Genomic DNA, 8406 nt, shown 5'->3' on the forward strand with positions numbered 1-8406 from the left:
AATTGAAAATAAAGTAGGTTTTCTCATAATAATACTAAAATAGTTAATTATTGTTACACTCTTTATAGACATTTTCCGGCAATAATTTCATCTTTATATTTCTTTTTTCGACATAATTAGATGTTTCATTAACCATTTTAAACCCAATTTTTTGAAAAAGCAATACCAAATCTTTAGGAGAATCTAAAATAATTTCTTTAGCACCTGAAGAAAAAGCTTTGTTAACTAGTAAACGGATAACAAAATCTCCATATTTTTTATTTCTTTCTTCTTTTATTACCATTATATTGTCAAGTATATACTGCCCCTCTTTATAAATTAATCTTCCTGTTCCAATCGGTTTAGTATATTTATTCACATCATAGACCACCGCATGGACTGCGAATTCATCATCATTATCCATTATTGTTGTTTTACAATACTTCGCTTCCTGACTAAAAACTTGTTTTCTAATTAATATTACTTCCGATAAATCATCCCCGTAAACTAGTACCTTTCCTTTTATCATTTCTACCACCTTATCTTTTCTAAGATTCTCAAATCTTTTACACTCATATAATAATGAAAAAGTTCCTTAATTAATTGGTTCCTTTACAGGCTTTCCAGCAGTTCTTGGATATCTTTTCGGTGTAATATTATTTTTTTTAATCACAACAAAAGAACGTTCTATATCAGTTTCTGGTAATTGAAAAACTGCTACTTTTTCTAAATTTCCTCCTAGGACTTTAATAGCTTTTTTTGCTTCTTCTACTTCTCCTTCAATATTTCCTGACTTATAAGGTATAAAATAGCCTTCTTTTTTAATATAAGGTATACAATACTCTGCTAATGTTGTTAACTTCGCTACCGCTCTGGAAACACATAGGTCAAAATTCTCCCTATAATCCGGATTTTTCCCAAAATCCTCTGCCCTTCCATGTACTGCCCTAATATTCACTAAATCAAGGTCTGCGATAACGTCACTTAAGAATACTACTCTTTTATTTAAGGAATCTAAGAGTGTAACAGAAAGAGATGGAAAAGCAATTTTAAGAGGTATACCGGGGAAACCTGCACCGGTGCCCATATCAAGAACTGATTTTTGCTGAGATATATCATATACCTTTATCAAAGAAAGACTATCTATAAAATGTTTATATATTACTTCTTCATAATCAGTTATTGCAGTTAAATTCATAACTTTATTTTTTTCAATTAACATATCATAATATCTATTAAATTGCTTGATTTGCTGCTCGGACAAACTCACACCTATTTTTTCGGCTAATTCACTCAATAAATTTATATTTTCCATATATAACTTTCTCCTCCAATAGTACTATATCTCTATCTATAGTACTATTTTATCATTTATTATGTCTTTTATAAACGATTAAAATCAGCTTATTTAAGAATATATTTTTTTGCTCCTCTTCCATAAATAACAAAGGCAGAAAAGCTCAAACTCCGGCCTTAATCCGTCGAACTGTGAGTTTTTCTGCCCGTATAATGAAAAAGGGAAGCTGACTTTATTGACTATTTATACTATAAATATTTGATTTAATCTTATATAATTGGATTATATTGATAATAATAAAGGTTTTACCAGTTTTTGTTTACTCGCTTTAGTTGTTCTAAGTACACCAGCAAAACTGATATATCCGCTGGTGAAACACCTGATATTCTGGACGCCTGTCCCACAGAGATAGGTTTAATATCCATTAATTTCTGTTTTGCTTCTTTACGAAGACTGAGTACGTTGTTGTAGTCTAAGTCCTTTGGAATTATTTTTCCTTCTAATTTTTTGAACTGCTCAACTTGCCGCATTTGACGTTGTATATAGCCATCATATTTAATATTAATATTAACTTGTTCAATTACATCTTTTGATAGAGGTTTTCTGCTCTTATCTATGCTTTCAAGGACTTCATAAGTTAATTCAGGCCTTCTTATTAACTCTCCTATAGTTGTACCTGTTTTTAATAGATTGCTGTTATTCCTCTCCATTAGTTCCTGTACTTCCTTAGTGGCACCAATTAAAGCTTTGTTAACCCTGTCCATTTCCTCCTGAATCTCTTTTTCTTTATTCAGCAAAGACTGGTATCTCTCTTCTGAGATTAATCCAATTTCATAACCAATTTTGGTTAATCTTAAATCTGCATTATCCTGACGCAACAAAAGCCTGTACTCAGCTCTGGAAGTCATCATACGATATGGTTCATGTGTTTCCTTTGTTACAAGATCATCAATTAAAACTCCTATATATGCCTGCGCTCTATCAAGAATCAAGGGTTCTCTACCCATAAGTTTCATACTTGCATTAATACCTGCTATAAGCCCCTGCGCCGCTGCTTCTTCATAACCGGAGCTTCCGTTGAACTGTCCTCCACTAAATAACCCTTCTACTGCTTTAAATTCAAGGGATGGTTCTAATTGCATTGGGTTGATACAATCATATTCAATAGCATAAGCGTTTCGTACAATCTTAGCATTTTCAAGACCTGCAACACTGCGGTACATTTGATACTGAACATCCTCCGGCAAAGAGCTTGACATACCACCTACATACATTTCATTGGTGTAGTTTCCTTCAGGTTCAATGAAAACCTGATGTCTATCCTTATCGGCGAATTTTACTACCTTATCTTCAATAGAAGGACAATATCTTGGACCGGTTCCTTGAATGTTTCCACTATATAGCGGAGAACGATGAATGTTATTTCTGATAATCTCGTGGGTTTCTTCATTGGTATACGTTAACCAACACGATATTTGTTCTTTCTTAATATCTTCCATAGTATTTGTAAATGAAAACGGAACAACCTCTTCATCACCTGGTTGTTCTTCCATCTTACTAAAGTCAATGGAGCGTTTATCTATTCTCGCAGGCGTACCGGTTTTAAATCGATACATTTGAATTCCCAATGCTTTTAAAGAATCTGTTAAATGTGTTGCTGCCTGTAAACCATTAGGACCTGTATAATTACTAACTTCTCCATAAATACACCTTGCATTTAGGTATGTCCCAGTACATAATACAACCGCCTTACAAGGATATATAGCGTCCGAGTAAGTTTTTATCCCCACAACCTTTCCCTTCTCTGTAAGAATATCCACAACTTCACCCTGTTTTAATGTTAATCCAGGGGTGTTTTCAAGAATATGACGCATGGTCCTACTATACTCTTGCTTATCCGCCTGCGCTCTTAGCGAGTGAACGGCTGGCCCTTTTGATATATTTAACATCTTGGACTGTAAATATGTCTTGTCTATATTAATTCCCATTTCTCCGCCAAGTGCATCTATCTCCTTTACAAGATGACCTTTAGAGGTACCTCCTATGTTAGGATTACAAGGCATTAATGCAATACTATCCATACTGATTGTTATGACTAATGTATTTAAACCTAATCTTGCGCAGGCAAGTGCAGCTTCACAACCGGCATGTCCTGCTCCAACCACCACAATATCATAAGTTTCATAAGTATATGACATACTTGCTCCTCTCTGCTCGCTATTTCCCCATGCAAAATTCACGGAAAATAGTATTTACAAGATCTTCGTCCACAGCTTCACCGATAATTCCACCTAAGGCTTCGTAGGCACTCATTAAATCAATGGAGAAGAAATCTTCTGGCATTCCATCTTCAATGCTCTTACTTACCATGCTAAGACTTTTGATACTATCCCCCAAAGCCTCTTTTTGCCTTATATTTGTTATATATACTTCATCATTAAAAGATAATTTTCCCTGAAAAAACTCATTGGTTATCCATTCTTCCAATGCTTCCAATCCGATATTTTCTTTTGCTGATATAGGAATTACCTCTTTGCAGGTAAGTGTTTTTAACTTTTCTGGATTTATAATCATCTCTAAGTCCGATTTATTTAATAGAACAACAGCCTTTTTATCAGCAATCATTTCTATGATTTCTTTGTCATTTTCATCTAACTCTAAAGTTGCATCCACCACATAAATAACTAAATCTGCATCCTGCGCTGTGTTTCTTGCTTTCATAACCCCAATTTTTTCTACCACATCTTCTGTATTTCGAATACCTGCGGTATCAATAACATTCAAACTAATATTACCAATCTGTATAGATTCTTCTAACGTGTCTCTTGTTGTACCTGCAATATCTGTTACAATGGCCCTCTCTGTTCCTGTCAGCGCATTAAGAAGAGAGGATTTTCCTGCATTTGGTTTTCCAACAATAACCGTCTGTATTCCTTCTTTTAAAAATCTTCCATTATCAGAAGACTTTAGCAACTTTTTTATAATAAAAATATTTTCCTTTACATGCTCATAAAGCTCATCACGAAAATCCTCCAGACTAATATGCTCCGGGTCATCAAGTGCTGCCTCAATAAAAGCTATATCAAGTATCATATTCTCTCTTACTTCTTTAATCTTACTATAAATATTACCTTTTAACTGATTCAGTGAATTTTTGAGAGCATATTCATTCTTAGCATTAATAATATCACTAACAGCCTCTGCCTGAGACAAATCAAGCCTTCCATTCAAAAATGCACGTTTTGTAAATTCTCCAGGTTCGGCACTCCTGGCACCATACTTTAAGACAGTCTCTAATATCTTTTTTGTAACTATGATACCACCATGACAATCTATTTCAACTACATCTTCTTTTGTATAGCTTTTTGGTCCCTTCATAACAGCTACCATTACCTCATCAATTTCAACATCATTATCAACAATAAATCCGTAATGTATAGTATGGCTGGGTACCTGAGATAGTTTCTTACTACCAATTTTAGGTTTATATATTTTATCTATTATAGGCAAAGCATCTTTACCGCTGATACGAATAATACTTATGCCGGCGTTACTTACTGCTGTAGCTATAGCAGCAATAGTCTCTGAATTCATTTGCTTCTCCAATCTATTCATAAACCATTATGTCAGATTTAGAAAAGAGTGTATCAAAGCAATTATCTCTTCAATACACCCTTTTTTCTTATTCCGTTTCACTATGCTTCTGACTATAATCTCTGTGTTTATTATAACTATAATCCTTCTGCCCACCATTGTAAGAAGATCTGCCATGATTATTACCTTTATAATCACGATTCATAGCACCCTTTTTTAAAGTAATTACAACTCTTCGGAAGGGTTCTTCACCTTCACTGTGTGTTTCAACATACTTATCATTTTGCAAAGCAGAGTGGATAATTCTTCTCTCATAAGGGTTCATAGGCTCTAACGATACTGATTTCTTAGTTCTTTTTACCTTATACGCTATATTTCTACCTAAATTCTCAAGAGTTTCTTTTCTTCTCTGCCTGTAATTTTCAGTATCCATTTTTACTTTAAGATAATTTTCACTTTCCTTATTCAGGACAAGACTTACCAGATATTGTAATGAATCAAGAGTTTGTCCTCTTTTTCCAATGAGTACACCCATGTCATCACCTACGACATTGATGTCCATAGATGAACTTGTTTCATCATAAGCAATCTCAACTTGTGCTTCAATATTCATAGCCTTAAATACTTTATCTAAAAAATCTTTTGCCATATTATCTACGGTATTTTTTAATCGAACACGAATTTTAGCAGGCTTATTAAATAAACCTAAAAAGCCACTGCTTTCTTTTTCTATTACTTCATAATCCATACGGTCACTAGTAGTCCGTAATTTTATCAGGGCATCCGTAATTGCTTCATCTACTGTCTTAGCAGTAATTTCTAACCATTCCATTTATTTATCCCCCTTATCATGATTCCTATTCTTAAGAAGATTTGCATTCGCTGCAATGCTACCTGCTTGATAAGAAACATCACTTTTCTTATAATTGGAGGGTTCATAATTCTTTTTCACTGAATTGGCATAACTAGATGTTGAATTATCAACCTCTGTATCAGGTACTTCTATAGACTTAGTCTGCTTTTTGGCTAACTCTTCCATAGACTTAGTCGGATCGATTCCTAGCTTCGCTTTTCTTTTATTTGCTTTTGCAATATTCTTTTGTATTAAATCTTCTACATCTACTTTTTCCATGTGTTTGTTAATAACAAACTGTTGCAAAATTGCGAAAGCACTACCTGCAACCCAATAAATACCAACACCGATTGGCAGCATGACACAGAAAAAACCTGACATAATAGGCATTACTGTATTCATGGCATTCATAGACGAAGCCATAGGATTATCCTTATTCTGTTGAGGATTATTTGCCTGCATCTGCTTTCCTTGTATAAATTGAAGCACTGCTGCTAAAATAGGAATTAAAACACCAGGAAAAGCATAACCGGGATGATCCAAAATATTCAGACCACCAATAAAAGCATGCATTTTCATTATTTCATTAGAATTCGTTACTATGATATCTTGTACGGTAGGAAATTGTTCCACTAACTGTTTCCAGTTCTCTGAAGTAAACTTAACAAATATATCAATCATATGGTTTAAGGTAATGCTATTTGCAGCAATTTCAGAAAAACCATCAACCTTAACACCGACTGATGTACCTAATTCTTTCATTATGTCTACATAACCGCTGGTTCCCATAATAGCTTCAGCAATTCCGCTGTAGGCAATTCTAATATCATCAACATAAGCAGGAATCTTATAAATAACCTGATAAAGTGCAAACATGATCGGAAGGGATATAAGCATTGGTAAACAGCCAGCCGTTGGACTCGCTCCGTATTTTTGATAAACTGCCTGAGTCTCTGCCTGCATTTTTCTTACAGAAGCTTCATCTTTTTTACCCTTATATTTTTCATTAATTTTTGTCAGCTCAGGATTCATCTTAGCTGACAATTTCGTAAATTTCTGCTGTTTGATTGTTAATGGGATCATCAAACCCCTAACAATAAATGTAAATAATACAATTACAATAGCCACATTCTGTATGCCAAATAGCCCTAAAAATTCATAGATGGCATTCAAGATAAAACCTAATATCGACGCAATGGGTCCCAATAGACCACCAGTCTGGGTCAAAAATACACTAAACAAATTATTTTCCTCCTTGGACATACATAGTTTGTAGCTGATTGTCCATTTTTTTCATCAGGGCACCGGATCATAACCGCCCTGAGCAAAAGGGTGACATCTTAATACCCTTTTTACAGCTAAATAAGTTCCTTTTAGTGCCCCATACTTTTCCAGGGCCTCTAGTGCATACAAAGAGCAGGTAGGTGTATAAATACAACTCGACCTTCCCTTTAGAGGAGAAATAAACTTTCTATATAATTTTACTAAAAATATTAAAACTCGCTTCAGCACGATTTTATCATCTCTTTTAAAATTTTATGCAGCTTTGCCAAATGCAATAATGCACTGTTTATATCTGAATAATTCTTACCTCTTGCTCCTGCTCTCGCAATCACTACTATGTCTAAACCACTATTAAACATATCTTCATTCAATCTGTAACTTTCTCGAATTAATCGGGTTAGTCTATGCCTAACCACACTATTACCAACTTTTTTACTAACGGATATGCCGAGCTTATTAGTATCCGTATCGTTATTTAGCACATACATAATCAAATATGTGTTCGCATAGGATTTTCCACTGTGGTATACTTTTCTAAAATTGGCATTTTTCTTCATTGATTCTGACGATTTCAAAATCTCACGGCCCTTTCTTGCAAACAAAGTTTTAAAAAGAGAAGAAAAGGCCACAATACTGCGACCTATGCTGATAATTTGTGTCTTCCTTTTGCTCTTCTGCTTGCTAAAACTTTTCTTCCGTTGGAAGTACTCATTCTTGCTCTGAAACCGTGAACCTTAGATCTGGATCTTTTTTTAGGCTGGAATGTCATTTTCATTCTGCTGCACCTCCTTTAAATATACCAATATATATATGGTAAGCGTATTTGTTCTATTTTAGTAATATAAAATATCATGTCTATTATATTCGTTTCAGTCTTGTACGTCAAGTAGTTATTTTATTGAATTTTTTACCTATACATTACAATTTTTATCTTACTTTCTCCTTCCCTATCCCCTTCTTATCATAAAATAAATCATTAAGTCCCAAAAAGTAATGCTGCATTACATTCACAGTGCAATCTAGTTAGTAAAATATTATCTTATCTTCATTGTTCTTTAAACTCTCTAATAGTACTTTATAAACCACTTTACCCACCGAAAAAAGTAAGAACATTTTTTTCACACAAAGTTATCCACAAATTGTTGATACATTGTGGATAACTTTGTGGATCCGTGTGAATATTTTCTTTAATTGTGATAGAAATCCACAAGAAATCTGTTGTTTTTTGATGTTTATAGTTTTTATAATTTATTCACACAATTGTTAGTAAGAGTTTTTTTTCTGGGGATATCCACACTCAGAACTGATTAATTTATAGATTATCATTGAAATATCCACAATTATGTTATATCATATAAGCTAGGTATGTACGAAATTTTATATTAGGGAGATTAATGTA

At 33.7% G+C, this 8406-nt stretch carries 9 protein-coding genes; all 9 read right to left on the minus strand.

What is annotated here, in order from left to right; translation table 11 throughout:
* Positions 1 to 43: 43 nt before the first annotated feature.
* On the minus strand, positions 44 to 508 hold the full coding sequence (locus acsn021_RS22690) for a GNAT family N-acetyltransferase (protein ID WP_184092841.1): 465 nt from the start codon (positions 506 to 508) through the stop codon (positions 44 to 46).
* Positions 509 to 574: 66 nt separating this feature from the next.
* The gene (gene rsmG / locus acsn021_RS22695) at positions 575 to 1294 is read right to left on the minus strand and encodes a 16S rRNA (guanine(527)-N(7))-methyltransferase RsmG (RefSeq protein WP_184092842.1); all 720 of its coding nucleotides are present in this window, start codon (positions 1292 to 1294) and stop codon (positions 575 to 577) included.
* 287 nt (positions 1295 to 1581) lie between these two features.
* On the minus strand, positions 1582 to 3474 hold the full coding sequence (gene mnmG / locus acsn021_RS22700) for a tRNA uridine-5-carboxymethylaminomethyl(34) synthesis enzyme MnmG (protein ID WP_184092843.1): 1893 nt from the start codon (positions 3472 to 3474) through the stop codon (positions 1582 to 1584).
* Positions 3475 to 3493: 19 nt separating this feature from the next.
* The gene (gene mnmE, locus acsn021_RS22705) at positions 3494 to 4870 is read right to left on the minus strand and encodes a tRNA uridine-5-carboxymethylaminomethyl(34) synthesis GTPase MnmE (RefSeq protein WP_184092844.1); all 1377 of its coding nucleotides are present in this window, start codon (positions 4868 to 4870) and stop codon (positions 3494 to 3496) included.
* 88 nt (positions 4871 to 4958) lie between these two features.
* Positions 4959 to 5702, minus strand: a complete 744-nt coding sequence (gene jag / locus acsn021_RS22710; protein WP_184092845.1) for an RNA-binding cell elongation regulator Jag/EloR — start codon at positions 5700 to 5702, stop codon at positions 4959 to 4961.
* The gene (locus tag acsn021_RS22715) at positions 5703 to 6965 is read right to left on the minus strand and encodes a YidC/Oxa1 family membrane protein insertase (RefSeq protein WP_184092846.1); all 1263 of its coding nucleotides are present in this window, start codon (positions 6963 to 6965) and stop codon (positions 5703 to 5705) included. It abuts the gene before it with no gap.
* 54 nt (positions 6966 to 7019) lie between these two features.
* Positions 7020 to 7232 carry a membrane protein insertion efficiency factor YidD gene (gene yidD, locus acsn021_RS22720; RefSeq protein WP_184092863.1) on the minus strand — a complete coding sequence of 71 codons (213 nt, stop codon included), beginning with the start codon at positions 7230 to 7232 and terminating at the stop codon, positions 7020 to 7022.
* Positions 7229 to 7582, minus strand: coding sequence for a ribonuclease P protein component (rnpA, locus tag acsn021_RS22725; protein ID WP_184092847.1), 354 nt, complete (start codon positions 7580 to 7582; stop codon positions 7229 to 7231). The genes yidD and rnpA overlap by 4 nt, the downstream gene beginning before the upstream one ends.
* A gap of 65 nt (positions 7583 to 7647) precedes the next feature.
* Positions 7648 to 7782, minus strand: coding sequence for a 50S ribosomal protein L34 (rpmH, locus tag acsn021_RS22730; protein WP_184092848.1), 135 nt, complete (start codon positions 7780 to 7782; stop codon positions 7648 to 7650).
* Between the last annotated feature and the right edge of the window lie 624 nt (positions 7783 to 8406).

This window comes from Anaerocolumna cellulosilytica (genome assembly GCF_014218335.1).
GTDB classification, from domain to species: domain Bacteria; phylum Bacillota; class Clostridia; order Lachnospirales; family Lachnospiraceae; genus Anaerocolumna; species Anaerocolumna cellulosilytica.